Raw genomic sequence first — 26,349 nt, 5'->3', positions numbered from 1 at the left:
AAACGAGCTTACAGCGAAGGGAAAAGAGGAAATGTGACGGAATATCAGCTGTAAAGCTGTTTTTCCGCGTTACGGAAGGCAAGTGGCCCGTCAGCGACGCTGTAAGCACGAAAAACGAGCTTACAGCGAAGGAAGAAGAGAAAACAGGCGGTATGTTGAACTGTAAATCTGAAAACAACCGTGCTTATAGATAGGACCGTCAGATTCCTTGGCGGTTTTTCTTATAGCTCTTATATCAAGAGTTATTGACAACTCTTCTCACTTTAAATAAAATAGATATTATATTATAATTATTATAAATAAGAAGAAAAGGCGAAGGTACCTTCCGTCATTTCCATCATTTCGTTCATTTAGCTGATTTCCCTCATTACTCTCATTACTCTCATTACTCTCATTACTCTCATTACTCTCATTACTCTCATTACTCTCATTACTCTCATTACTCTCATTACTCTCATTACCCTAATTTTCCCTCATTGCCCTCATTTCCGTCAATTTAACCTACAAAGGAGAATGCAAATGTCCCATAACCACTTAACAACGAACCAAGGTGCACCCGTAGGCGATAACCAGAACTCCCGAACGGCCGGACAGAATGGACCTACGCTGCTGGAAGATTATCATTTATTAGAGAAGATTGCACATTTCGATCGAGAGCGTATTCCGGAGCGAGTGGTTCATGCGCGTGGAGCGGGTGCCTTTGGTACGTTTGTCGTAGAGAATGCGATGAGACGATATACGAAGGCTGCGCTCTTTGGCGAAGTGGGTAAGGAAACGCCATTATTCGTTCGTTTTTCTACGGTTATTCATGGTCAAAGTTCACCGGAAACTGCGCGTGATCCGCGCGGCTTCGCGGTTAAATTTTATACAGAAGAAGGCAATTACGATTTGGTCGGCAATAATCTGCCTGTTTTCTTTATTCGTGATGCCATGAAATTCCCAGATATGGTTCATTCTCTAAAACCGGCACCAGACACGAATGTTCAGACACCTGATCGCTATTGGGATTTCATGTCACTGACGCCGGAATCGACGCATATGCTGACTTGGGTGTTCTCAGACTATGGAACACCGGCGAATTATCGGGAAATGAACGGTTTTGGTGTCCATGCGTTTAAATGGATTAATTCCGTGGGCAACTATGTCTATGTGAAATACCACTGGAAGCCGCATCAAGGCGTTCGCAATTTGAGTAAAGCGGAAGCTTCCGCCGTTCAGGGCGAAGATTTCAGCCATGCAACGCGCGATTTATATGATCATATTGCCCGCGGTGAATTCCCGAAATGGGATCTGCACGTGCAATTGCTGCAGCCTGAGGATTTGGATGCTTATGATTTCGATCCGCTAGATCCAACTAAAGTGTGGCCGGAGGACATCATTCCTTTGCAAAAGGTTGGCACAATGACGTTAAACCGCAACCCGCAAAACTTTTTTGCTGATGTGGAGCAGGCTGCATTTGCGCCTAGCGTGCTGGTTGCTGGCATCGAGCCTTCCGAAGATAAGCTACTACAAGGACGTCTCTTTTCCTATCCCGATACGCAACGACACCGCTTAGGCGCGAATTACTTGCAAATTCCGGTGAACTGTCCTTATGCGACTGTGCAGAATAACCAACGCGATGGGGCTATGCAGATGAAATCGCAGTCCGGCAGTGTCAATTACGAGCCAACGCGTCACACGGATACGCCTAAGGAAGCGCTGGAATACCGCGACAGCAGCGCACCGATCAATGGAAACGCAGGCAGGCAAAAAATCGCCAAAACGAATGATTTCGCGCAAGCCGGAGACACTTTCCGCAGTTTCAGCGAGCAGGAGCAAGCCAACTTTATTTCCAATCTGGTCGGCGATCTATCATCGGTTCATGAGAAATCGAAGCTGCTGGCGATCTGCAATTTCTACAGAGCAGATGCGAAACTGGGAGAAAGCTTGGCAGCAGGCTTGAATGTTGACATTTCAGGATACCTGAAGCACTTGCATGGATAAATAGTTGATAGACATATAAAGGCATTAGCCCATAAAAATCGTAGAGGAGGTTGGTCAATGATGGCTCAACACGATTGGAATCAAGCTTTGCAACGAATGCGCTCCAAAAATATCACCTTAACCCCGCAGCGGCGTGCGTTATTGGCGTTCTTTATGCGAAAGGCAGCTCTGCAACGGTCAAAGATATTTGTGAGGCGCTGAGCGTGAAGTATCCTCATATCAATGCGATGACGGTGAACAGCAGCTTGCATGTATTCAAACAACTTGGCTTGGTAAAAGAATTGGCCGTGATCGATACCTCCTTGCGGTATGAAGCGGCGATTAGCTCGTAACTATGCTATAAAATATAAGGCGCTGCAGCGTAAAAGAGGTAAATGCCCTCTCCCGCGACTGCAGCGCTTTTTTTAACATATAATTTATATGTTTTTGGGTTTGGGGTGAGCGAAGCTTACCCCTTATTTAGTATAAACCTGTTTGAGTTCCAGCATACTGGTGTCTGAGTTCGTTCACGGCATCCATGAGCTCCTTGCCTATGTAACTTCGAGCTTCTTCATAGACAGGTTCAAGTGCTTGCTGCCACTCATTTCTTTCCTCATTGGTTAGGATATGAACCGTCATTTGACCGATTTTATTTAACTCATCCCATTGTTTCTGATTGAGGGAGATCGCATTTTGATTCGCCCAAATCGTCGATTCCTGCATGGCTTCACTGATTGCTTTTTGCTGCTCCACCGAAAGCTTCTCCCAGAATGCTTTATTCATCAGCACGCCATAGCCTAAATAGGCGTGATTGCTTATTGTCAAATACTTTTGCACCTGATACAGCTTTCTAGAGTAAATGTTCGAGATGGTGTTCTCACCTGCATCAACTTCGCCGGATTCCATGCTGCGGTACACTTGATTGAAGGGAATGGGTGCTGTCTTGGCCTTCAATTGGCGAAATTGTGCTTCAATCACTTTGCTTGGAAGAATGCGAAATTTCAAATCTCGAAAATCTTCTGGATGGACTAGCTGGCCACGGTTGGAGGTCATCTGCTGAAATCCATTGGCCCAAAAGCCTAGTCCTATCATTCCTTTTGGTTCCAATTTGCGCATGAGGAGATCTCCGATCTTGCCTTGAAATGCTTTTTCTACAGCCTCTTCATTCGGAAAAGCGAATGGAAGATCCATGACCATCCACTCGGGAATGACCTCGGATATATTAGAAAAGCTTGGCGCAATCATTTGAATGCTGCCTCGCTGCAAAGCCCCAACTTCGTCCATTTCATTATATAAGGTGCCGTTCGCAAACAACTCCACCTTGATGGTGTCATTTGTTTTTTCTTTGACTAATCGGGCAAACTCTTGAGCGGCTAAACCTTTGGGTGTATTCTCCGCCACAATAAAGCTGAATCGAATGACTTTTTGCTCACCGAGTCCGAGCTGTTCATCATCATAAACAATCGGTCCATGATTAAGTTGTGACGAGAAACCGAAGACCACTGCTGTTAGGAGTCCAATTAGAATGAATAGGGTGATTCCAACAAATGTTCTCATGTTTATCTACCTCCATCAGATCCGTAAGTGTAAATTCAGTGTATCATAATGTATGATGATCGTAGATATAAACGGGAATGTCAGAAGGGGGGATAAGGTGCTTAAGATCAAGGGACTTCGCATGAATTGGAAAATAACGATGATGTCGTTCGGTATCGTGCTGTTTGCGATTTGTATTGGCGGGATCATTTTGATCGGTCGTGTGGTTCATCTTCAGGAACAAGAGCTTGGACAGAGATTGCTTGTGACTGCACGCACGGTTACCCAATTGCCCTCAATCATTAGTGGACTGACCGAACAGGGCCACAAGCAGGAAATTAATACGGTTACTGAGCGCATACGAATTATTAATGACGTTGACTATATTGTTGTTATGGATATGAACGGCATTCGTTGGTCTCACCCAGTATCCTCCCGGATCGGGGAACTTTCGCAGGGAGCAGACGAGCACTCCGCATTTGCCGAGCATACTTATCTTTCTAAGGCAAAAGGAGAGCAAGGGACGGCGCTCAGAGCCTTCGTCCCTGTCATGAATGAGCAGCACGAGCAAATCGGTGTTGTATTGGTGGGAAAAATGGTTCCTGGCTTGAAGGGAATCATTCTTGATATGAGGGGACAAATTTATGTGACAGTCCTCTTGTCTTTGCTGTTTGGTGTTTGGGGTTCGTGGATGCTCTCACGGCATATTAAAGAGCAAATGTTTCGTCTGGAGCCCGAGGAGATAGCGCAGCTGCTCGTCGAACGAACGGCTACTTTCAACGCGATGCATGAAGGGGTTATTGCGATAGATAGCCGTGAATACGTAACCGTATTTAACGACAAGGCCAAAAATATGCTTCATATTGAAGGCGAAGTGCTGGGGCGTCCTATCCGCGAGGTGCTGCCGGATACGAGACTCCCAGAGATTTTGCAGCTCAATCATGCCATTTTTAATCAAGAGCTCCATATTGGACCCGCCCATATTATGAGTAATCGGGTTCCGATTAAAGTGGGAAATCAAACGGTCGGCGCGGTCGCTATTTTTCAAGACCGCACGGAGGTGACGAAAATCGCCGAGGAGCTAACCGGTGTGAAAGCGTTTGTCGATGCACTTCGTGTGCAAAATCATGAATACATGAATAAGCTTCATACAATCGGGGGCTTGATCCAGCTGGATCATAAGCAGAAAGCGCTGGATTATTTGTTTCAAACGATGGAGGCGCAGTCTGAATTGAGCAGCTTTGTCTCTAGTAAGATTGTGAATGAGAACGCAGCAGGCTTGCTTTTAGGGAAAATTAGCCGCGGCAGGGAGTTAGGCATTGATGTTCGGCTGGACCGGGCAAGCAGATTGATGCAATTTCCGGACAATTTGGATCAGCACGATATCGTCGTCATTTTAGGCAATTTAATTGAGAATGCGTTTGATGCTTTAAAGGATAAGGAAGGCAAACGAGAAGTATTTATCAGCATCGAACAGGATGATGAGGTATTGTCTATGATGGTCGAGGATAACGGAATTGGGATGAATGAGGAGACCAGGCAGCATATATTTGAGCGGGGCTTTTCTACAAAGTCGACAGAAAATAGGGGAATTGGCTTGTACTTAATCCAAAATATCGTGAATAAATGCGGGGCGCACCTCGAGGTGGAGTCGGAGCTTGGAGCGGGAACGAGCTTCATGCTCTCTTTTCCCATGAACAAGAGGAAGGAGGATGATAGGGATGTACAGAGTCGTACTGATTGAGGACGATCCGATGGTTCTTGAAGTGAATAAGCAGTTTGTCGAACGGATTCCTGGATTTGAAATTGTTGGAACATCATCCAATGGTACGGAAGGCATCGAGAAAGTTCGCAAACTACAGCCAGACCTAGTAATTCTGGACATTTATATGCCTGGACAAAACGGAACCGAGGTGCTGCAGCAGATTCGCAGTGAGCAGCTTGGTGTTGATGCCATTGTTATTACGGCTGCTAACGATATACCAACCATCCAGCGCATGCTCCATCAAGGTGCGGTTGATTACATCGTAAAGCCGTTCAAGTTTGAACGAGTCCAAGAAGCGCTGGAAAATTACCAAACGATGAAGAGAAGACTAAGCAAAGACACGAATTTATCGCAAGCTGAGCTGGATCAATTATTGCATGGTAGCGTTCCTAACTCTGTGTCCGTCAACGTGCAGTTGGATTTGCCCAAAGGACTGCAGGAGCTGACGATGAAACAGGTCATGCTGTTTCTCATGCAGCAGCAGAAATCGTTATCCGCCGAAGAGGTTGCTGAGGGTGTGGGCTTGGCAAGAGTAACTGCTCGCAGGTATTTAGAGTTTTTGGAGAAAAGCAAACAGGTGAAGCTTGATCTTACCTATGGCGGTATCGGGCGCCGTCAATCGTTACGTGTGGGTGTCGTCAAGTAAAAGAGTATAAATGAATAGTGAAGACCAAAAAGACCATAAGAACCAATATGGTCAAATTCTTCACGTCTTATTATGAAAGCGATATCATGAAGACAGAAATCGATTCAACAAATTCTAATATCGCTTGAGGTGAAGAATATGTCGATCCCATCGGGAGTTAATACAAGTATTATTTTGCGGCTTGAATTGGATAAGGATACCGTTTCATTCGGTAGTGTTGCCACGGCCATTAGTGATGCGGGCGGAGATATCATAGCCATTGATGTCGTTCGAACGGACAAAAACATTACGGTCCGAGATATTACGATCAACGTGTACGATAACAAGCACACCGAGCTGATCGCCTCGGCTATCCGCACATTAGCGGGAGTGAAAATCGTGCATGTTTCGGATCAAACGTTCCTGCTTCATTTGGGCGGGAAGATCGAAATGAGTCCAAAGTATCCGATCAAAAATCGGGATGATCTTTCCAGGGTGTATACACCGGGAGTGGCCAAAGTGTGCATGGCGATCCACGAAAAGCCGTCGCTTGCCCATACATTAACGATTAAACGTAATACGGTTGCGGTCATCTCGGATGGAACTGCCGTGCTGGGTCTTGGGAATATCGGACCTGAAGCAGCAATGCCTGTAATGGAAGGAAAGGCCATGTTGTTTAAGCAATTGGCAGGCGTTGATGCATTTCCTATATGTCTGGCTACACAGGATACAGATGAAATCGTGTCTATTGTGAAAGCGTTATCTCCAACGTTCGGTGGAATTAACTTGGAGGATATATCGGCACCCAGATGCTTTGAAATCGAACAGCGGCTTATTGAGGAACTGGATATTCCGGTCTTTCATGATGATCAGCATGGTACAGCTGTTGTGCTTTTGGCAGGGTTGTTCAATGCGGTCAAGATCGTGAACAAGAAGCTTGAGGATTGTAAAGTTGTGCTTTGCGGCATTGGAGCAGCAGGTACGGCATGCACGAAAATGCTGATGGCAGCGGGTGTTCGAAATATCGTCGGCGTTGATCGATTCGGAGCCATTACAAGAGAGGGTGTGTACGACAACCCATTCTGGCAGTGGTATGCGGAACACACCAACCCAGAGCAGATTCACGGTTCGTTGTCGGAGGTTATAGAGGGAGCCGATATATTTATCGGCGTGTCAGGTCCAGGTGTTCTAAAGAAGGAGGACGTCGCGAAAATGGCGGCTGATCCGATTGTCTTTGCGATGGCAAACCCAGTGCCGGAAATTCTTCCCGAAGAGGCTGAGCCTTACGTAAGGGTCATGGCGACCGGACGTTCCGATTATCCGAACCAGATCAATAATGTGCTGTGCTTCCCGGGCTTGTTCCGAGGATTGCTGGATTGTAGAGCATCCAGAGTGACGGAAAATATGAAGCTTGCTGCGGCCAAGGCCATTGCATCTGTCGTTCAAGAGGATGAATTGAATGAGTATTACATCATTCCAAGCGTATTCAATCAGTCCGTAGCAGAACGAGTCAGAGAGGCTGTCATTCATGCGGCTTATGAAGATGGAGTTGCCAGAAGACGCAAGGAAAAAGTGCAGGCCTAGATGATGGACAGGGCTTACGCTTACGAAGAAAGTTTTGTTTAGACAAGACTTTAAGGAGGATTCATATGAGACTTGGAAAAAACTTAACGGTGCAGGTATTGGTAGCGATTGTGCTAGGAATTGCAGTGGGGGTGATTTTTCCACAACAAGCGGATAACTTAAAAATACTTTCCGATATATTTGTGAAGATGATCAAGATGGTGATTGCTCCGATCGTTTTCTTTACCATTGTAATCGGTTTCTCGGGCATGGGCGATTTGAAGAAAATAGGTCGAATCGGCGGTAAAGCGCTGTTATACTTCGAAATCATCACTACGTTTGCTATGGCTATCGGTATTGCCGTTATGTATATGTTTCATCCAGGTGCAGGGATGAACACAAGTGCTGTGAAAGCTGCGGATGTGGCGAAATATACGAAACAAGCGGCAGATAGCAGCCATGGATTCTTGGATTTCATTACGGGTGTCGTTCCTGATAACGTGATGGCTGCGTTCGCTAAAGGCGATATGCTTCCGGTGTTATTCTTTTCCGTCCTATTTGGCTTAGCGATGGCGGGTCTTGGTGATAGGGTTAAACCGGTTACGACCTTTTTTGAGAAAACGAATGAAGTTTTCTTCCGTATTGTTGCGATCATCATGAAATTCTCTCCGATTGCTGCTTTTGGTGCCATGTCTTATACGATCGGCAAATTCGGCGTGCACTCCTTATTCTCACTGGGTAAAATGATGGGGTCTGTTTATGTAACCATGGCCTTGTTCATCTTCGTTGTGTTAGGAACGATTTGCAAGATATACGGTTTCAGTATTTTTAAACTGCTGCGATTCATCAAAGAAGAGCTGTTGCTTGTACTAGGGACGTCTTCATCCGAATCCGCGCTGCCACGGGTCATGGAAAAGCTGGAGAAGTTCGGTGCCTCCAAGCCTGTTGTCGGACTTGTCGTTCCTACGGGATACTCGTTCAACTTGGATGGCACATCTATTTATTTGTCCATGGCAGGGTTGTTCATTGCACAAGCGTATGGCGTTCATCTCGACTGGATACAGGTGCTGACCTTCCTTGGTGTGCTGATGCTGACTTCGAAGGGCGCGGCTGGCGTTACGGGATCGGGTTTCGTCACATTAGCGGCTACGCTGGCGGCGATTCCGAATAACGTCATTCCAATAGAAGGAATGGCGCTCTTGATCGGGGTAGACCGTTTCATGTCGGAAGCTAGAGCTATCACGAACATTATTGGCAATAGCGTTGCGACAATTGTAATCGCCAAAAGCGAAAATCAATTTCATCCGAATCCAGATTCAGATTCAAGTCCCGTTTTACAAGTGTCTAAAGAAACTTTGCCCGTAAAAAAAGCTTCGTCCTTATAGAGCGATTCATGAAGGCGCTTGCTAATTTGTATAAAAAAGAAGGTTCGACATTGGAATCTGTGCTTGATGAAAGGATAGAGGGGGCAAGAGGGCTGGGGTGATGAACGGACCGTGGATCCGTTATTGTAGTCTTGAAGGGCTTATTTGGGAACTTAGTGGACATCAGCGCCGTTATTCGAGCGATAATGGGCCGATGTCTACGATTTCACTGTCCTTAACGGAACGTATGTCCGCGGAGCAGGTGCATGGCAAGGGATAAGGGCAAATAACGGCTACTGTGTCCGCTTGCCTATCCAATCGTTCTACAATCGCAGTCGAGACGGGTGGGACCCGAACCCGCATGGTACTATTCGTACCAGAATGTTTAAAGTCAAGCAATGATTCTAACGATGAGCCAAAAAAAATAGTAAAAGAGGGTGTTCAAGCTTATCAGCTAAAGAACATCCTCTTTTTTTCGCATGCCGCTGGTTTTGAAAATGATCATGAATGTCATGTCGAAAGTATTCTAGGCTAAAAATTGGCTTACATACGAACAATGATTCAACAATTTTGTACTCTAAAGATGAATGAGATTCGTATTTTAGGTCTCGAACCATTCGGATGCACCGAAAATCGACTAAAAAGCGAACTATCGGAAAGAAATAACTAAAAATCGTTCGTTTTTCTAAATTGACACGGCACGTCAGTTGGTAGTAAACTAGGTAAGCGGGAATGAAGCCGCACTAATTGAAAATGTCGAATCAACTCGTATAAAATCAGGGATAAGGCCTGAAAGTTTCTACCCAAAAACCATGAATTTTTGGACTACGAGGAAGCGAATGAGGGAAACCATAGAAAGATGATGGTCTTTTTGCATTCGGTTCTTTTGCTGTCCAGTTTATAGAATCGTGTATTCTAGTGCTGGGCATTTTTAAGTTGGAATGAGAGACTTTGTTTCCATACAAAAAATCACCTTTTTGAGAGTGGGTTAGTGATGAGTGTACGTGTTGGTGTCATAATGGGAAGCCAGTCGGATTGGGAAACGATGAAGCACGCTTGCGACATATTGGAAGAGCTGGAAGTGCCTTATGAGAAGAAAGTTGTTTCCGCGCACAGAACGCCTGACCTTATGTTCGAATATGCGTCATCGGCAGCAAGCCGAGGCATTCAAGTCATTATTGCCGGAGCAGGCGGGGCGGCGCATTTACCAGGGATGGTAGCAGCCAAAACAGAGCTTCCGGTTATTGGTGTTCCAGTGAAAACGTCCACACTGAATGGACTTGATTCACTGCTGTCGATTGTGCAAATGCCGGGCGGCATTCCTGTCGCAACTGTGGCAATCGGACATGCGGGCGCAACGAATGCCGGACTGCTCGCTGCGCAGATCCTCGGAGCATTCGAGCCTGAGCTGCAAGCGAAAGTCAGAGCGCGCCGCGAGCGCATTGCGCAAACGGTTATCGAAAGCAGTGACCTGTTATGAGCGAGACCAGCAGTAAAGTCATCAAGCCCGGTGGAACGATCGGCGTCTTGGGCGGCGGGCAACTAGGCCGCATGCTGGCTTTGGCCGGACGCAACATGGGCTATCGCTTCGTGACGCTCGATCCGACGGAGGACGCGCCTTGCGGCCAAGTCGCCGATGAGCAGATTCAAGCGAGCTTCGACGATGTCGAGGCGGCAAGAAAGCTGGCATCACGGTCGGACGTTATCACGTACGAGTTCGAGAACGTGGATGCCCATGTGACAGACATCTTAATGAAAGAGTCCTATGTTCCACAGGGAAGCCATCTATTATATACAACGCAGCATCGGTTGCGGGAAAAAAGAGCTATAGAAGCAGCAGGCGTGCCTGTCGCGCCCTATGCAGAAATCACGAGCGCTGCGGCGCTGAAAGAAGCTGTCTTGCGATTTGGCACACCGTGTGTGCTCAAAACAGCAACAGGCGGTTATGACGGCAAAGGCCAGTGGGTGATTCGCTCGCTGGAGGAGGTAGAGGAAGCTTACGAAACCCTCAGCCGCGCCAAAACAGAGCTCGTGCTCGAACAATTCATTCATTTCGATAAGGAATTATCGGTGATTGCAGCAAGAAGTCCACGCGGTGAGGTCAAGGCTTTTCCTGCCGCTGAAAATATACATGTACATAACATCCTGCATCAATCGATTGTGCCGGCTCGCATCTCATCTGCTGTGCAGCACGAGGCTGAGCTATTGGCGATACGCATAGCCGAATCGCTGGGTGTGATCGGACTGATCGCGGTAGAGTTATTTTTGACCAAGGATGGCCAGCTTTATGTCAATGAGCTGGCGCCGCGGCCGCACAACTCGGGTCATTATACGATGGAAGCGTGCCGTACCTCGCAGTTTGAACAGCATGTTCGCGCGATTTGCAACTTGCCACTCGGCTCCACGGAGCTCATGTCTCCTGTGGTCATGGTGAATTTGCTTGGTGAGCATATCGCTCCACTTGAGCAACAAATCGACCAACCAGGCTTTCTGGAAAGCGAAGAATTAGGTGTAAGCGCGAAGGTTCATTTATACGGTAAGCTGGAAGCGAAAGAAAAACGCAAAATGGGACACATCAATCTCCTGACCAGCGATGCCGAGAAAGCACTGGCTTGGATAGAACGCACAGGCATTTGGGAAAGTAAGTAAATGATAATCATTGGAGGAACGGCAAAATGATCGAACGTTATACACGCCCGGAAATGGCACGCATTTGGACTGAGGAAAACAAATTCCAAGCATGGCTTGAAGTAGAGATTCTTTCTTGCGAAGCTTGGTCAGAGCTTGGAGTCATCCCTAAGGAAGATGTGAAGGTGCTGCGCGAGAACGCAAGCTTCAATATCGACCGCATCTATGAAATCGAGCAAGAGACGCGCCATGACGTGATCGCCTTCACGAGAGCTGTTTCCGAGACGCTCGGCGCTGAGCGCAAGTGGGTTCACTACGGTTTGACTTCCACGGACGTTGTGGATACGGCGCTTGGTTACTTGCTTCGTCAAGCCAACGAAATCTTGGATAAAGATATTCAGAACTTCATTGAAATTCTGCGCAATAAAGCGATTGAACATAAAGATACGGCAATGATGGGCAGAACGCATGGCGTACATGCCGAGCCGACAACTTTTGGTCTAAAAATGGCCCTGTGGTACGAGGAAATGAAGCGTAACCTGGAGCGTTTCCGTTTTGCTGCTGATGGCGTGCAATTCGGCAAAATCTCAGGTGCGGTAGGCACCTACGCGAACATCGACCCGTTCGTTGAGCAATATGTATGCGGCAAGCTGGGCACGAAAGCTGCACCAATTTCCACACAAACGCTGCAGCGTGACCGTCACGCAGAATACATGGCGACATTGGCATTGGTTGCCACATCCCTGGATAAGTTCGCGACTGAAATCCGTGCGCTTCAAAAGAGCGAATTCCGTGAAGTGGAAGAGCCGTTTGCTAAAGGGCAAAAAGGATCGTCCGCTATGCCGCACAAACGTAACCCAATCGGTTGCGAAAGCATCTCCGGCTTGTCCCGTGTCATTCGCGGCCACATGGTTTCCGCTTACGAGAACGTGACGCTATGGCATGAGCGCGATATCTCGCACTCCTCCGTTGAGCGTATTATTTTGCCGGATGCCACGCAGCTTTTGAACTATATGCTGAACCGTCTGGGCAACATCATCAAGAACTTGACTGTGTTCCCTGAAAATATGAAACGCAACATGCGCAGCACGTACGATGTTCCTTTCTCAGGCCGCGTCATGACGAAGCTGATCGATAAAGGCTTTGCGCGTGAGCAAGCTTACGATACGGTACAGCCTAGAGCGATGCAAGCATGGGAAGAGCAGCGTTCATTCCGTGAAATCGTTGAAAATGCTTCTGTCATTACCGAAGTTTTAAGCCCGGAAGAAATCGCGGATTGCTTCGATCCGAGCTGGCATTTGAAACACGTAGACACGATCTTCGACCGTTTAGGTTTGAAATAGAGAGCAAACATTTCATTATACCAAGAAGGATGTGTGTGGTTCGTGGCAAGCAACATATTGGGTTCTGCGGCTGAGCTTGTTAAGGCGCCTCTGGTTCACAAAGGCAAAGTGCGTGAGCTGTATGATTTGGGCGAGAACTTCCTGATCGTGGTAACGGATCGGATTTCCGCTTTTGATTACATCCTGAAGCCAGGTGTTCCTGATAAAGGATATGTACTAAATGCGCTTAGCAAATACTGGTTTGGCGTGACGAGCGGTTATATGAAAAACCATATCGTGCACACAGACGTCGATCAGTTGCAAGACATTATTCCGGATGCGGATGCGAGAGAGCTTCTGAGAGAGCGTATTATTGTAGCGAAAAAAGCGGAGCGCATCTCTATTGAATGCGTCGTTCGCGGGTACATTACAGGCAACGGCTGGAGACAGTACGAGCAAACGGGTGAAATTAATGGCCGTAAGCTGCCGGAAGGCTTGCGCAAGAATCAACGTCTGGAAAACCCGATTTTCACGCCTGCGGCGAAAAATGATGTCGGCCATGACGAAGACATTTCCGTGGACCAAATGGCGGCGTTGGTCGGTGAACAGCTGACTTACGAACTGCAGGAGAAGAGCATTATGCTTTACACTATGGCTCATGCGATCTGTGAGCAAAAAGGCATTATTTTAGCAGATACGAAGTTTGAATTCGGCTTTTATGCAGGTGAACTCATTATTATTGATGAAATATTCACGCCGGATTCCTCCCGTTACTGGTCACAAGAGAAATACGCCCTGGATATCGAGATTGATTCGATGGACAAAGAACCCGTTCGTACGTACCTGGCAGGTTCGGGTTGGGATAAAAATAGCGAGCCGGATGAGCTTCCAGCTTCTGTTGTGGAAGAAACATCGAACCGATATAAAGAGATTCTTCACCGCTTGGTAGATTAAGAAGCGAAGCGGATGCTTCCGATGCCAGAATGCTGGCGAATAACCCTAAGGAGAGATTAGACAATGAAAGCAACCGTCTATGTAACGATTAAACAAAACGTCTTGGACGTTCAAGGAACTGCGGTGCAAGGAGCGCTTCATTCGATGGGTTTCGAGGAAGTTGGCAAAGTGCGCATCGGTAAATACTTGGAATTGGAACTGGATACGAACGATAAAGCAGAAGCAGAAGCACGCGTAAAAGCAATGTGTGAGAAGCTGCTTGCAAACACGGTCATCGAAGACTACCGCTACGAGTTGGCGTAATAAGCCAAAGTAAAACGAAAATGCTTACGAAGAAAGTTTAGCTAAAGCTAAACTCTGAGGAGGAATACGTCATGAATTTTGCAGTTCTTGTGTTTCCGGGATCAAACTGCGACATCGATTTGTACAAAGCAATCGAAGATACAATCGGCCAGCCCGTTGATTATGTATGGCATACAGAAGACGACTTGTCCAAATACGACTGCATTCTCGTGCCAGGTGGATTCTCTTATGGGGATTACTTGCGTTGCGGAGCGATTGCGCAATTCACGAACGTGATGAAATCTGTCGTCAAAGCGGCGGAAGAAGGCAAATACATTCTAGGTATTTGTAACGGATTCCAAGTGTTAACAGAAGCAAGATTGCTGCCGGGAGCGCTGCTGCGCAACAACGGAATGAAGTTCCGCTGCCACCAAACGATCCTCAAAGTAGAGAACAACAACACAGCGTTCACACGCGATTATGCCGAAGGCGAGCTGATTGATATTCCAATCGCGCACGGCGAAGGCAACTACTATTGTGATGAAGCAACACTGAAAGAACTGCAAGAAAACAAACAAATCGTGTTCCGTTACGAAGCGGGCAGCAACCCGAACGGATCGCTGGATGATATCGCAGGAATCAGCAACAAAGCAGGAAATGTAGTAGGTATGATGCCCCATCCAGAACGTGCCATTCATGAGATTCTGGGTTCGGCAGACGGTAAGAAAATGTTCACATCAATTCTAAGCGCTTGGAGGGACAAACATGACGCAGCAGCTATCCGCTAAGGAACCAACAGCCGAGCAAATCGCGGAACAGAAAATTTACAAGCAAATGGGCGTAACGGACGAAGAGTTTGCCAAAATTTGCGGCTTCCTCGGACGTAATCCGAACTATGTGGAGATCGGCGTATTCAGCGTCATGTGGTCCGAGCATTGCTCTTACAAAAACTCGAAGCCTGTTCTTCGCAAATTCCCGGTTACAGGACCACGCGTTCTGATGGGGCCAGGGGAAGGCGCTGGGATCGTTGATATCGGCGACAACCAGGCCGTTGTTTTCAAAATTGAAAGTCACAACCATCCATCCGCGATTGAGCCTTTCCAAGGCGCAGCGACAGGTGTGGGCGGTATTATCCGTGATATTTTCTCGATGGGCGCGCGCCCTGTAGCGCTGCTGAATTCCTTGCGTTTCGGCAAGCTGCAAAACGACCGCGTGAAATACTTGTTCGAACACGTTGTATCCGGAATCGCCGGATACGGTAACTGTATCGGGATTCCGACAGTTGGCGGCGAAGTGATGTTCGACGAGAGCTACGAAGGTAACCCGCTCGTCAATGCGATGTGCGTAGGGCTTATCGATCACGATAAGATCCAACGCGGTGTTGCCAAAGGCGTTGGCAACCCGGTGTTCTATGTTGGCCCAGCGACAGGCCGCGACGGCATTCACGGCGCGACATTCGCGTCCGAAGAGCTGACAGCGGAGTCGGAAGCCAAACGTCCAGCGGTGCAAGTCGGCGATCCATTCATGGAGAAGCTTGTGCTGGAAGCATGTTTAGAGTTAATCGATTCCGGCATCGTGCTCGGAATTCAAGATATGGGCGCTGCAGGTCTTACCTGCTCCAGCGCTGAGATGGCAAGTAAAGCAGGCAACGGCATGGAGCTTTACCTGGATGAGGTGCCGCAGCGCGAAGAAGGCATGACAGCTTATGAAATGATGCTGTCCGAGTCGCAAGAGCGTATGCTGTTCGTTGTTGAGCCGAAGCATGAGGCGCAAGCCAAGGGCATTTTTGAGCGCTGGGGCTTGCACTGCGCGAAGTCGGCAAGGTAACCGATGACGGTTACCTGAAGTTGATCCACCACGGTGAAGTCGTGGCGAACATGCCTGTAGGGGCACTCGTCGACGAGTGCCCAGTGTACAATAAGCCGAGCAAAGTGCCGGCTTATTACGAAGCCAGCGCAGCGATCGATACGACTCGTTACCCAGAGGTAACGAAGCTAACGGATGCGCTGAAATCCGTGCTCGCGTCTCCGACGGTAGCGAGCAAAGAGTGGGTGTACAACCAGTATGACTACATGGTTCGTACAGACACAGCCGTGCGCCCGGGTTCGGACGCAGCTGTCGTGACGATTCGCGGTACCCGCAAGGGCCTCGCGATGACGACCGACTGCAACGGGCGCTATGTGTACCTGGATCCGGAAGTTGGCGGACGAATCGCCGTTTCCGAAGCAGCGCGCAACGTCGTCTGCTCCGGTGCTGAGCCATTGGCGGTTACGGACAACCTGAACTTCGGTAGTCCGGATAAACCAGAGATTTTCTGGCAGCTGGAGAAATCGACGGACGGTATGGCGGAAGCTTGCCGCTTCTTGGATACGCCGGTTATCGGCGGTAACGTTTCTCTGTACAACGAGAACTCCAAAGGTGCCATCTACCCAACTCCGGTTATCGGAATGGTAGGTCTGATTCATGACATCGACCATATCACGACGCAAAGCTTCAAAAAAGAAGGCGACATCATTATCCTGCTCGGTGAGACGAAAGCGGAGCTCGGCGGCAGCGAATTCCAATATGTGATTCACGAAGTAACCGAAGGCCGTCCTCCTGAATTGGATCTGGCTGTAGAGAAACGTCTGCAAACAACCGTGCTGAAAGCCATTCAAGAAGGTCTTGTTGCTTCCGCACATGACTTGTCCGAAGGCGGCTTGGCTGTTGCTTTGGCTGAAAGCTGTATCAGCGGACGACTAGGCGCTGCTGTTAACGTAGCTTCTGAGCTTCGCCCGGATTTCACTTTGTTCAGTGAAAGCCAATCGCGTATCCTACTTTCCGCATCCCCGGATAAGGCTGATGCCTTGAAACACTGGGTTGCTTCGCAGGGCGTACCTTATCAAGAAATCGGAACAGTCACAGGTGCAGATCTGACCGTTAAAATCAATAACGAACAGCGTCTCCAGTCTCCAATAAGCGAGCTGGCGAAAGTCTGGAAGGATGCGATTCCATGTCTAATGGCGTGAAACAATCTAAGGCCCTAAAGCTTCCTGCTGCTCCGCTTGTAGAGCTGGGGGATAAACAGCACGAGCTTTGGACAGGAGAATACTTCAACGAGGGTGTAGGCGGCCAAGGCGGATTGTTTGATAAGCTGAATGAGGAGTGCGGGGTCTTCGGGGTGTTTGGTCATCACGAGGCTTCCTCACTTTGCTATTACGGGCTCCATGCTCTTCAGCATCGTGGACAGGAAAGTGCCGGCATTTGTACGGTAGAAGATGGGAAGTTTAACTATTACCGCGGTATGGGTTTGGCGAAAGAGGTATTCACGAATGAAAATCTCAGTCCTCTGATAGGTTCAACAGCTATTGCGCATGTGCGCTACTCCACAGCAGGCGAAAGCAAGCTGGCGAATGCACAGCCGCTCGTGTTCAAATACCGTGAGGGCGACCTTGCGATTGCCACGAACGGGAACCTGGATAACGCCAACATCATCAAGCGTGATTTGGAGCGTAAAGGTTCGATTTTCCAAACGACCAGCGATACGGAAGTTCTTGCGCATTTAATTGCGCGTTCCGAGCATGACGATATCGTGGATGCGGTTAAAGATGCGCTTACCCAAGTCATCGGCGGTTTTGCCTTTTTGATCATCACCAAGGATAAAATGATCGCTGCGGTCGATCCGAACGGACTTCGTCCGTTTATGATCGGACGTCTCGGGGATGCCTACTTGTTCGCTTCCGAGTCCTGTGCGTTCGACGCCGTGGGCGCGACGTATTTCCGCGATGTGCAGCCGGGCGAGCTTATTGTGCTTGACCGTGACGGATTCCATGAGGATCGTTTCGCCGAGAGCAGCAACCGTGCCATCTGTGCGATGGAGTATATTTACTTCGCGCGTCCGGACAGCGATATTGATACCGTGAACATCCACTCCGCACGCAAGCGGATGGGTAAGAAGCTGGCGATGGAAGCTTTCGTGGACGCTGATGTGGTAACGGGTGTACCGGACTCCAGTATTTCCGCAGCTATTGGCTTTGCCGAACAGACGGGTATTCCTTATGAGCTGGGTCTGATCAAGAACCGCTATACGGGTCGCACGTTCATTATTCCAAGCCAGGAGCTTCGTGAGCAAGGGGTCAAAATGAAGCTGAGCGCGGTACGTAAAGTCGTTGAAGGCAAGCGCGTTGTGATGATCGATGATTCCATCGTTCGCGGAACGACGTCCCTGCGGATCGTCAACCTGCTGCGTGAAGCGGGGGCTACCGAAGTTCACGTGCGAATCTCTTCGCCGCCGTTTATGAACCCTTGTTACTATGGGATTGATACGCCGGATCGCAAAGAGCTGATTGCAGCGATGAATTCGATTGAAGAAATTCGCAAGGCAATCAATGCCGATTCGCTGCATTTTCTGACCAAGGAAGGATTGTTGGAATCCATCGGTCAAGGCTCAGCAGGCGCAAAGAGCGGCTACTGTACGGCTTGCTTCGATAACAGCTATCCGACAGAGATTGTAGATGTAACGAAGGTTGGTTGTGCTTGCGATTAAATGGTTAATAACGAATGAAGTGTTAAATAGTGGAATAAACAACGGGTTGGTCTAACGCAATCGCGAAAGACCTCCCGATACATAGACATAACTAAGGAGTGATTGCGAAGTGTCGGATGCTTACAAAAAAGCCGGAGTCGATATCGCGGCAGGGAACGAAGCAGTAGAACGGATGAAAAAACACGTCAAACGGACATTCCGTCCTGAAGTGTTAACTGACCTCGGTGGCTTCGGCGGGCTGTTCAGCTTGAACAAAGACAAGTACGAGGAGCCTGTACTCGTATCTGGTACGGACGGCGTGGGCACGAAGCTGAAGATCGCTTTTGCAATGGATAAGCATGATACGATTGGCATCGATGCGGTTGCCATGTGCGTGAACGATATTATTGTTCAAGGCGCGGAGCCGCTCTTTTTCCTCGACTATCTGGCTTGTGACAAAGTGGTTCCAGAGAAAATTGAAGCTATCGTTAAAGGGATAGCTGACGGCTGCTCGCAGTCCGGCTGCGCGCTAATCGGTGGTGAAACGGCGGAAATGCCAGGGATGTATGCCTCGGGGGAGTATGACATCGCTGGTTTTACCGTAGGGATCGTAGACAAGAAAAAAATCATTGACGGTACAACGATCTGTCCCGGAGACGTAGTTTTGGGTCTGGCTTCGAGCGGCGTGCACAGTAACGGATTCTCTCTTGTGCGCAAGCTTTTGCTGGAGGATAAAGGATATACGCTTCAAGGGCATGTTGAGGAATTGGGCGACAAGCTGGGCAACGTGCTGCTAGAGCCAACAAAGCTGTATGTGAAGCCGGTTTTGGCGATGCTGGAGGACGTAGCGATCAAAGGGATGGCTCATATTACTGGCGGCGGGTTTATCGAAAATATTCCGCGTGTTCTGCCTGAAGGCGTAAACGCCCAAATCCAGTACGGCTCATGGCCGATTCTGCCGATTTTTGCTCTGATGCAGCGTGAAGGCGGCATTACAAACAATGATATGTTCCGTACGTTCAACATGGGGATTGGTATGGTGGTTATCGTAGCAGCGGATGATGCAGAGAAAGCTATTGCAGCAGCTGAAGCGCAAGGCGAGAAAGCTTACCGTTTGGGTGTTGTTACAGAAGGCGAGCGTGTAGTTACGTTCCAAGGAGCTGAGGTTTAATGCAACCTTATCGAATTGCGGTTTTTGCTTCGGGCAGCGGTTCGAATTTTCAGGCCATCGTGGATCAAGTGCAGAAGGGGAAGCTTGATGTCAGCATCGAGCTTCTTGTCTGTGACCGTCCTTCGGCGTTCGTTGTTGAACGCGCGAAAGAAGCGAAGGTTCCTGTATTCGCGTTTAAACCGAAGGAGTACGCGAATCGCGAGGCTTATGAGACGCTTATTCTTAAAGAGCTGCAGGATCGGCAGATTGACCTGATCGTTATGGCAGGTTACATGCGGATTATTACGAATGTGCTGGTTGTGCCGTTCTATGGACGTATGATCAACATTCATCCTTCACTGCTGCCGTCCTTTCCCGGTGTCCGCGCGATTGAGCAAGCCGTTGAATACGGCGTGAAGCAAACGGGCGTGACTGTGCATTTCGTTGACGGCGGGCTGGATTCTGGTCCCATCATCGCGCAGCGCGCAGTGGAGATCCACGAGCACGAGACAGCGGATTCGCTGACGGAGCGCATCCATGCCGCTGAGCACGTGCTGCTGCCGCAGGTTATTCGCTGGTTGCGCGAGGGTCGCGTGACCTTGGACGGCCGTAGGGTTGGCGTGCGGCTGTAGGCGTATTTTTCAATACAAACCATCATTTTACATACAAAAATCAATTTCTGGGAGGAAGCATAGTGGCAATCAAAAGAGCATTGATCAGCGTGTCCGACAAAACGGGCATCGTTGAATTCGCAAGCGAGCTGGCGAAGCTGGGCGTTGAGATCATTTCTACAGGCGGTACGCAAAGTTTACTGAAGGATAAAGGGGTTCCGGTAATCGGCATTTCCGAAGTGACAGGATTTCCTGAAATCATGGATGGCCGTGTTAAAACGCTTCATCCAGCCGTTCACGCCGGATTATTGGCGGTTCGTGACAACGAAGAACATCAAGCGAGCATGAAGAAGCTGGAGCTTGACTATATCGATCTGGTTGTCGTGAACTTGTATCCTTTTGCTCAAGCGATTGCGAAGCCTGATGTGACTTACGAAGAAGCGATTGAGAACATCGATATCGGTGGACCTACGATGCTTCGTTCCGCAGCGAAAAACCACGCTTTCGTATCTGTTGTTGTAGATGCCGCTGACTATGCTCAGGTGTTGGAAGAGGTGCAAGAGAGTGGAGATACGACCCTGGAGACGCGCAAACGTCTGGCTGCGAAAGTATTCCGCCACACGGGTTCTTACGATGCTTTGATTGCTGATTACTTGTCCAAGCTGCAAGGCGAGCCTTACCCAGAGCGTTATACCGTTACTTATGAGAAAATGCAGGAGCTTCGCTACGGAGAGAACCCGCATCAGAGCGCGGCTTTCTATCGGAAACCGAATGCGGCTGCAGGCAACATTACGACAGCTGAACAGTTACATGGTAAAGAATTATCCTACAATAATATTAATGATGCGAATACAGCGCTGCAGATCGTGAAGGAGTTCAGCGAGCCTGCCGTTGTAGCCGTGAAGCACATGAATCCTTGCGGCGTAGGTATCGGTTCGAATGTGCTGGAAGCCTATCAAAAAGCGTATGCCGCTGACCCGACTTCCATCTTTGGTGGCATCGTCGCTGCGAATCGCGCGGTTGATGGCGCAACGGCTCAACTGCTGCATGAGATTTTCCTGGAAATCGTGATTGCGCCGGACTTTACACCGGAAGCTCTCGAAATCCTTTCCAAAAAGAAAAACATTCGCTTGCTCAAAGTAAGCGGCTTAGATACAGTGGCCGGACGCAAAGCAGAGCCAGTGGTGACAACTGTTGAAGGCGGCATGCTCGTTCAGGACAGCGACGCTTATCAGTTAACAGAAGCTGATTTGAAGGTTGTTTCCGAGCGTCAGCCGACGGAAGAAGAAATGAAGCAATTGCTTTTCGCATGGAAAGTAGTTAAGCACGTTAAATCTAATGCCATCGTTCTTGTGGCAGACGATATGACAGTTGGCGTTGGTGCCGGTCAAATGAACCGCGTGGGTGCAGCAAAAATCGCGATTGAGCAAGCAGGCGATAAAGCGAAAGGCTCCGTTCTTTCGTCCGATGCCTTCTTCCCGATGGGCGACTCGCTTGAAATGGCGGCTAAGGCAGGAATCACAGCGGTGATCCAACCAGGCGGCTCCATTAAGGATGAAGAGTCCATTCGCGTAGCGAACGAACAAGGCATTGCCATGGTGATGACAGGCGTTCGTCACTTTAAACATTAAAACAACTGAGAATGCTCACGATCATTTTTTGCGACCGTGGGCATTCCCCATGAGAGGGGTTATCTAGCAATGCGTGTATTAGTTATTGGACGAGGCGGGCGTGAGCATGCCATTGTTTGGGCTTTGAGCAAGAGCCTTAAGGTCAGCAAGTTGTTCTGTGCACCGGGGAACGGCGGCATTGCGGGTTTAGCTGAATGTGTGCCTATTACGGAACTGCAATTCGAGGAAATCAGCACGTTTGCGAAGGAACAGGCGATTGATCTGGTCATGGTAGCGCCTGATGATCCGTTAGCGGCAGGATTGGTTGACCATCTGGAATCCAAAGGCATTGAGGCTTTCGGACCGCGCGCCAACGCAGCGATTATTGAAGGCAGCAAGGTGTTCATGAAGGAATTGCTGAAGAAGTACAGCATTCCGACGGCCGCTTACGAATCCTTCGATGCGTACGAGCCAGCGCTTGCTTACTTGCGCAGCCAATCTGCACCGATTGTCATTAAAGCCGATGGCTTGGCCGCAGGTAAAGGCGTTACCGTTGCTCAAACGATGGAAGAAGCGGAAGCCGCGCTGAAGGATATCATGGTTGGGCAAGTGTTCGGAGCATCCGGCGCCAGCGTGGTCATCGAAGAGTTTTTGACGGGGCAAGAGATGTCTCTACTCGCTTTTGTTGATGGTTCGACTGTGCGCTTGATGGTGCCTTCGCAGGATCATAAGCCTGTGTATGATAACGATAAAGGCCCGAATACCGGCGGTATGGGTACCTATTCACCGCTTCCGCACATTCCTGAATCTATCGTTCAAGAAGCGTTAGTGAACATCGTTCAGCCAACGGCAGATGCGATGGTAAAGGAAGGCCGTCCGTTCAAAGGCGTGTTGTATGCGGGATTGATTTTGACCCCTAACGGTGTGAAGACGATTGAGTTTAATGCTCGTTTCGGTGATCCAGAGACGCAGGTTATTTTGCCGCGATTGAAAACAGATTTGCTCGACATTTTCCTTGCGATCAACAACGGAACGCTAGCTGAGCAGCCGATTGAGTGGAGCGACGAAGCAGCGGTTTGTGTTATTGTGGCTTCACCGGGTTACCCGGGTCCATACCCGAAAGGCTTACCCATCACAGGGCTGGATCAAGTACAGGACTCGCTTGTGTTCCATGCAGGAACAGCGGTTGAAAATGGTCAAATCGTGACCAATGGCGGACGCGTGCTGGGCATAACCGGCTTAGGCAAAGATATTATTGAGGCGCGGCAGAAAGCTTACGCGGATGCGGATCGGATTCATTTTGACGGGAAGCATTACCGGACGGATATTGCGATGAAAGCTTTGAAATAGCAGGATGAAAGCACAGAGACACAGCCTATTTTTATAACAGAGGCTGTGTTTTTTTATATTAGGCCGAATGCTCTCAAGGAAGTACCCAAATTAGCGCGCCATGGAACGGGTTTACACGCTAAGTCTGTGAAGGATGTCATGACATACGAAGAGTCCGACACGGAAATGGCTCCGCAAACGGTATGTCTAGCAAGATAACACTGTTTTTCAGTGTTCCAGCAGTCAGTCAGAGCAGCAGCTCCACTTTAACGCTGAAAACCGTGCTTACAGATAGAAAAGTAGATCAAAAGTGACATATTTGGAATTGTAACACTGTTTTTTAGTGTTACAGCAGTCAGTCAGAGCAATAACTGCTCTATAACGCTGAAAATCGTGCTTACAGGTAGACAAGTAGATCAAAAGTGACATATTTGGAATTGTAACACTGTTTTTCAGTGTTACAGCAGTCAGTCCAAGCAATAACTACTCTTTAACACTGAAAACCGTGCTTACAGATAGGATCGTCAGGACTTTCTGGCGGTTTTTCTCGTCTGAATGTTAGAGTTCATATGGAAATGGCCTCGCGATTGCGGCGTGTTAGAAACGATAAAGCAGTTTTCCCCAGTTACAGCCGTCGGTAATAGTAAACGTGCCTTTACAGCATTGAAAATCGTGCTTACAGCTAGACCCGTAAAGACTTTCCTGACTATAGTATCTTTATTGTAATGTCGAAAATTAGAGGTTCTTGCCGAATATCGAACGAATATAGGAGGTCATATATTGAGGGGAAAATGGAGGAGAGACCGACTATGCTGAAAAGTATTCAAAGTAAATTTATGCTGTTGCTTGTTCCTCTCATTGTTGTAACACTAGTTGCGATTGTGGTGTTCTCGTACGGGTACAGTAAAGGATTAATTAATACTGAGATCGGGTTTAAGATGCAGCAGCAGTTGGATAGTGTGACCAGTACGATTAATGGCAAGATGGTTGCGCACCGAAAAGTAGGAGAAGTGTTGGCTAGAACCGTGGAGTTTGCCCCGACCCAGCTGACGTTGGATAATTATAATAAAATGATTAGCAATGACTTGGTCACGAGTGAAGATACCTTTGGCCTTGGTATTTTTTTTGAACCGTTCAAGTACAATGCCAAAACGAAGTATGTCTCGACATACGCTTTTCGTGAGGGAGACACGGTCAAGCTGACAGCTGATTACAACGATCCCGCTTACGATTACCCGAATAAGGATTGGTACAAAGCCGGCCAGAACTTGAAACAATCGTATACATATACCGATCCTTACTATGACGAACCGACCAAAGTGACGATGGTTACGACAAGTGTTCCCGTCTATGATCAGAAAAAGCAGCTCCTTGCCGTAATAACTTCAGACTTTAACTTGGCTAGGTTGCAGAAGCTCATCGAAGAAACGAAGGTAGGCAACACGGGATGGGCGTTCATGGTTGACACCAAGGGGAATTATTTGGCAACACCTGACAAGTCCAAGGTTATGAAGGTGAATATGAATAAGGACCCGAACTCATCATTAAGTGGGCTGGCATCGACACTTCTTTCTCAAAATAATGGACAGTCAACGATCACAGATGACAATGGAGCTAACCATATTTATTATCAAAAAATACCGGAAACGGGTTGGACCTTAGCGCTTGTGATGCCGGACAAAGAACTGCAAGAGCCGGTGAACAAGCTTGTGATGTCCTTGAGCATTGGCGGTTTCATCGCGGTTATGATCATGGTTCTGACCATTATTTTATTCAGCCGATACCTCGTCGTTGAAATACGCAAAGTCAAAAATATAGCGGGTCATATTGCGGATGGTGATTTAACCCATCATATGGAAGTAAAAACGAGTGATGAATTAGGACAGATGGGTCATTCCTTCAATGAGATGATGGAGAGACTGCGCTCGATGCTGGGGGCTATTTCGATGCATACGCACACAGTTGCTTCCATGTCCGAGCAATTATCGGCAAGTTCAGAGGAGACTTCGCGAGCGACAGAGCAGATTACAGATGCCATTCAGCAGGTGGCCGCAAGCGCCGATGAGCAAAGTCATATGAATGACACCTCGAAACAGACTGTTACCGAGATTGCGAACCAGCTTCTATCGATTGTGGATGGTGTGCAAAAAGTGAATGATTCGACCGAAAAAACGGCTGTTACAGCTGAAAAAGGGAATAAAGCTGTAGGTGAAGTTACGGAGCAAATGAAGCTCATTCATGGTAATATGGAACAGTCTTCGATGATCGTCAATGAACTGAGCGGAAAATCACGAGAAATCGGTGAAATGATTACGTTCATTACCTCTTTGTCCAGCCAGACGAATTTGTTGGCGCTTAATGCTTCCATTGAAGCTGCACGGGCCGGTGAGCACGGCAAGGGCTTCGCCGTCGTCGCTACCGAAGTACGCAAGCTTGCCGAACAGTCCGCACAAACGGCTGACCGCATCCGCAGCTTAGTTGGTGACATTCAGTCTGAAATTAACAGTGCTGTGGAATCCATGAATAAAGGCAATCAAGCGGTTAATGACGGGACTGTAATGAGCGAAAACGCGAAGGCGGCATTTCTGGCGATTCTGCAAGCGGTGGAGGATGTTTTCGGACATGTGAAAGTAGTGTCCCAATCGGCAAGCGTTATTCAAACGGATGCGAACCGGATGGTCGAGGTTGTCGAGCATATTTGTGAGATTTCCGACAAATCGCTGGAGAGCACACATAGTATTGCCGCGGCTGCGGAGCAGCAGCTTGCTTCTATGGAAGAAGTCAGCGCCGCTTCTCAATCGTTATCCAAAATGGCGGACGAGCTGCAAGAAGTTGTTAAAGTATTTAAGGTGTAAGCTGCTTACGACTAATGTCCTTACTTGTCATCGGTGCCTCTGATCAGTTTATCCTTATTTTTGTAAATGAGCCAAACGGCAATGAGTACACCCGCAATTAAGACAATCGATAGCGCATGGCGTGACAAGAAGCTTAAGAGAGTGTTCATGTGAGGACCTCCTTCTGTTTTCCCTTATTGGTATGTTTGGTAGATGATGTTTGTTTCATGCATCAGAGTAACGAAATGTAAGGTGATCTCTAGGCATACTCTGCGCTAGGGTTGCGAAGTGAGGCTCACATCTGAAATCA

Annotated in this window: 22 protein-coding genes, 1 pseudogene and 1 riboswitch; of the genes and pseudogenes, 21 read left to right on the top strand and 2 right to left on the bottom strand. The window is 48.3% G+C overall.

Translation table 11 applies throughout. The features are described 5' to 3' along the window. The 3 genes from FU659_RS36360 to FU659_RS13525 form a co-directional block, all read left to right on the top strand. Window positions 1-194 (top strand): hypothetical protein (locus FU659_RS36360; protein WP_222708543.1); only part of this gene is annotated, 194 nt, incomplete at its 5' end. A gap of 325 nt (window positions 195-519) precedes the next feature. Further along, window positions 520-1,983, top strand: a complete 1,464-nt coding sequence (locus FU659_RS13530; protein ID WP_147948058.1) for a catalase — start codon at window positions 520-522, stop codon at window positions 1,981-1,983. Window positions 1,984-2,033: 50 nt separating this feature from the next. After that, window positions 2,034-2,315 (top strand): transcriptional repressor, encoded by a 282-nt coding sequence (locus tag FU659_RS13525; protein WP_147948057.1) that lies wholly within the window; start codon window positions 2,034-2,036, stop codon window positions 2,313-2,315. A 127-nt stretch (window positions 2,316-2,442) separates the two neighbouring features. On the opposite strand, the gene FU659_RS13520 is transcribed toward FU659_RS13525, so the two are convergent. Then, on the bottom strand, window positions 2,443-3,519 hold the full coding sequence (locus FU659_RS13520; protein WP_147948056.1) for a DctP family TRAP transporter solute-binding subunit: 1,077 nt from the start codon (window positions 3,517-3,519) through the stop codon (window positions 2,443-2,445). A 106-nt stretch (window positions 3,520-3,625) separates the two neighbouring features. Between FU659_RS13520 and FU659_RS13515 the strand changes: the two genes are divergently transcribed. The 18 genes and pseudogenes from FU659_RS13515 to FU659_RS13435 all read left to right on the top strand — a co-directional run bounded on the left by FU659_RS13515 (window position 3,626) and on the right by FU659_RS13435 (window position 26,060). After that, complete coding sequence (locus FU659_RS13515; protein WP_483874507.1) at window positions 3,626-5,242, top strand: ATP-binding protein; 1,617 nt, start codon at window positions 3,626-3,628, stop codon at window positions 5,240-5,242. Beyond that, window positions 5,220-5,909, top strand: coding sequence for a response regulator (locus FU659_RS13510; protein WP_147948055.1), 690 nt, complete (start codon window positions 5,220-5,222; stop codon window positions 5,907-5,909). The genes FU659_RS13515 and FU659_RS13510 overlap by 23 nt, the downstream gene beginning before the upstream one ends. A 138-nt stretch (window positions 5,910-6,047) precedes the next feature. Then, on the top strand, window positions 6,048-7,472 hold the full coding sequence (locus FU659_RS13505; RefSeq protein WP_147948054.1) for an NAD-dependent malic enzyme: 1,425 nt from the start codon (window positions 6,048-6,050) through the stop codon (window positions 7,470-7,472). Between the two features lie 65 nt (window positions 7,473-7,537). Then, entirely contained in the window at window positions 7,538-8,836 is a 1,299-nt protein-coding gene (locus tag FU659_RS13500) for a dicarboxylate/amino acid:cation symporter (protein ID WP_147948053.1), read from the top strand. A 100-nt stretch (window positions 8,837-8,936) separates the two neighbouring features. Continuing rightward, complete coding sequence (locus tag FU659_RS35455) at window positions 8,937-9,095, top strand: hypothetical protein (RefSeq protein WP_187274134.1); 159 nt, start codon at window positions 8,937-8,939, stop codon at window positions 9,093-9,095. Between the two features lie 466 nt (window positions 9,096-9,561). Next, window positions 9,562-9,663, top strand: a riboswitch (purine riboswitch). A gap of 146 nt (window positions 9,664-9,809) precedes the next feature. Then, complete coding sequence (gene purE, locus FU659_RS13495) at window positions 9,810-10,295, top strand: 5-(carboxyamino)imidazole ribonucleotide mutase (protein WP_147948052.1); 486 nt, start codon at window positions 9,810-9,812, stop codon at window positions 10,293-10,295. Continuing rightward, window positions 10,292-11,464 carry a 5-(carboxyamino)imidazole ribonucleotide synthase gene (gene purK, locus FU659_RS13490; protein ID WP_147948051.1) on the top strand — a complete coding sequence of 391 codons (1,173 nt, stop codon included), beginning with the start codon at window positions 10,292-10,294 and terminating at the stop codon, window positions 11,462-11,464. The genes purE and purK overlap by 4 nt, the downstream gene beginning before the upstream one ends. 26 nt (window positions 11,465-11,490) lie before the next feature. After that, window positions 11,491-12,786, top strand: a complete 1,296-nt coding sequence (gene purB, locus FU659_RS13485) for an adenylosuccinate lyase (RefSeq protein WP_147948050.1) — start codon at window positions 11,491-11,493, stop codon at window positions 12,784-12,786. 42 nt (window positions 12,787-12,828) lie between these two features. Then, a complete protein-coding gene (locus FU659_RS13480) occupies window positions 12,829-13,719 on the top strand; it encodes a phosphoribosylaminoimidazolesuccinocarboxamide synthase (RefSeq protein WP_147948049.1) in 891 nt (296 codons plus the stop codon). A gap of 63 nt (window positions 13,720-13,782) precedes the next feature. Further along, complete coding sequence (purS, locus tag FU659_RS13475; RefSeq protein WP_147948048.1) at window positions 13,783-14,022, top strand: phosphoribosylformylglycinamidine synthase subunit PurS; 240 nt, start codon at window positions 13,783-13,785, stop codon at window positions 14,020-14,022. 71 nt (window positions 14,023-14,093) lie between these two features. Then, window positions 14,094-14,789, top strand: coding sequence for a phosphoribosylformylglycinamidine synthase subunit PurQ (gene purQ / locus FU659_RS13470; protein WP_147948047.1), 696 nt, complete (start codon window positions 14,094-14,096; stop codon window positions 14,787-14,789). Continuing rightward, a pseudogene (gene purL / locus FU659_RS13465) lies at window positions 14,767-17,009 on the top strand (phosphoribosylformylglycinamidine synthase subunit PurL). The gene purQ and the pseudogene purL overlap by 23 nt, the downstream one beginning before the upstream one ends. Further along, the gene (purF, locus tag FU659_RS13460; protein WP_147948046.1) at window positions 16,994-18,526 is read left to right on the top strand and encodes an amidophosphoribosyltransferase; all 1,533 of its coding nucleotides are present in this window, start codon (window positions 16,994-16,996) and stop codon (window positions 18,524-18,526) included. Before purL ends, purF begins: the two are co-directional and overlap by 16 nt. Before the next feature lie 109 nt (window positions 18,527-18,635). Continuing rightward, window positions 18,636-19,676 carry a phosphoribosylformylglycinamidine cyclo-ligase gene (gene purM, locus FU659_RS13455; protein ID WP_147948045.1) on the top strand — a complete coding sequence of 347 codons (1,041 nt, stop codon included), beginning with the start codon at window positions 18,636-18,638 and terminating at the stop codon, window positions 19,674-19,676. Next, complete coding sequence (gene purN, locus FU659_RS13450; RefSeq protein ID WP_147948044.1) at window positions 19,676-20,287, top strand: phosphoribosylglycinamide formyltransferase; 612 nt, start codon at window positions 19,676-19,678, stop codon at window positions 20,285-20,287. Before purM ends, purN begins: the two co-directional genes overlap by 1 nt. A 62-nt stretch (window positions 20,288-20,349) precedes the next feature. Then, entirely contained in the window at window positions 20,350-21,897 is a 1,548-nt protein-coding gene (gene purH / locus FU659_RS13445) for a bifunctional phosphoribosylaminoimidazolecarboxamide formyltransferase/IMP cyclohydrolase (RefSeq protein ID WP_147948043.1), read from the top strand. Window positions 21,898-21,966: 69 nt separating this feature from the next. Next, the gene (gene purD, locus FU659_RS13440) at window positions 21,967-23,226 is read left to right on the top strand and encodes a phosphoribosylamine--glycine ligase (protein WP_147948042.1); all 1,260 of its coding nucleotides are present in this window, start codon (window positions 21,967-21,969) and stop codon (window positions 23,224-23,226) included. 788 nt (window positions 23,227-24,014) lie between these two features. Further along, window positions 24,015-26,060 carry a methyl-accepting chemotaxis protein gene (locus FU659_RS13435; protein WP_147948041.1) on the top strand — a complete coding sequence of 682 codons (2,046 nt, stop codon included), beginning with the start codon at window positions 24,015-24,017 and terminating at the stop codon, window positions 26,058-26,060. A 20-nt stretch (window positions 26,061-26,080) separates the two neighbouring features. Here FU659_RS13435 and FU659_RS37140 read toward each other — a convergent pair whose 3' ends face one another. Beyond that, window positions 26,081-26,209, bottom strand: a complete 129-nt coding sequence (locus tag FU659_RS37140; RefSeq protein ID WP_261807813.1) for a hypothetical protein — start codon at window positions 26,207-26,209, stop codon at window positions 26,081-26,083. Window positions 26,210-26,349 lie beyond the last annotated feature (140 nt).

It is taken from the genome of Paenibacillus sp. N3.4, from assembly GCF_008017805.1.
Lineage (GTDB): Bacteria > Bacillota > Bacilli > Paenibacillales > NBRC-103111 > Paenibacillus_E.
The sequence above is the reverse complement of the archived record's forward strand: the minus strand, read 5'-3'. Positions and strand labels throughout refer to the sequence as shown.